Below are 599 nucleotides of genomic sequence, written 5' to 3'. Positions count from 1 at the left end.
GGCAACGCTGGAGCCGTTGCTGCGACCCAAAAGCGCATCCCGGGGTCACGAGGATCGCGTGCGACCGCTCGTACGCGGCATAGCAAACAAGGCGGACGTCCGCTTCATGACATTCAGATGCGCTCCCGCGCTCCTGTGCCGAACTGTACCCTCCTGCCCGGCGTTGCCTTGCCACCCCAGGGCGGGTGCGAAAGAAGGGCAGAGGCGGCAAGTGTCGGAACCATTCTCCTCTCTTCCGCATGCCTTGGCCCCCTCGCCGGAACCATCAGCTGCCGACACCATCCCGCACGGGTCGCGGCTGGACGCACTGCATCGGAGTGGGCTGCTCGACACCCCGCCCGATGCGGCCTTCGACCGCTTGGTCCGGCTGGTCTGCTGCCTGCTGCGGGTTCCGGTCGCCCTGGTCTCGCTCGTTGACGCCGACCGGCAGTTTCTCAAGGCCGCGGTCGGCCTGCCGGAGCCCTGGGCGTCGCGCCGCGAGATGCCCCTGACGCACTCCTTCTGCCAACACGTCGTCGTCTCCGGGGCGCGCTTCGTAGTCGATGACGCGCGGGCGCATCCTGTGGTGCGCGACAACCGCGCCGTCGCCGAGCTCGGTG

1 pseudogene is annotated in these 599 nt (G+C 68.8%); it reads left to right on the top strand.

The annotated features are described in order from the left end of the window. Nucleotides 1-244: 244 nt before the first annotated feature. Nucleotides 245-599: pseudogene (locus Q7A36_RS40655) on the top strand (hypothetical protein); the annotation flags it as partial.

The sequence above is a fragment of the Paracraurococcus lichenis genome (assembly GCF_030657435.1).
Classification (GTDB): Bacteria; Pseudomonadota; Alphaproteobacteria; order Acetobacterales; family Acetobacteraceae; genus Paracraurococcus; species Paracraurococcus lichenis.
The sequence above is the reverse complement of the archived record's forward strand: the minus strand, read 5'-3'. Positions and strand labels throughout refer to the sequence as shown.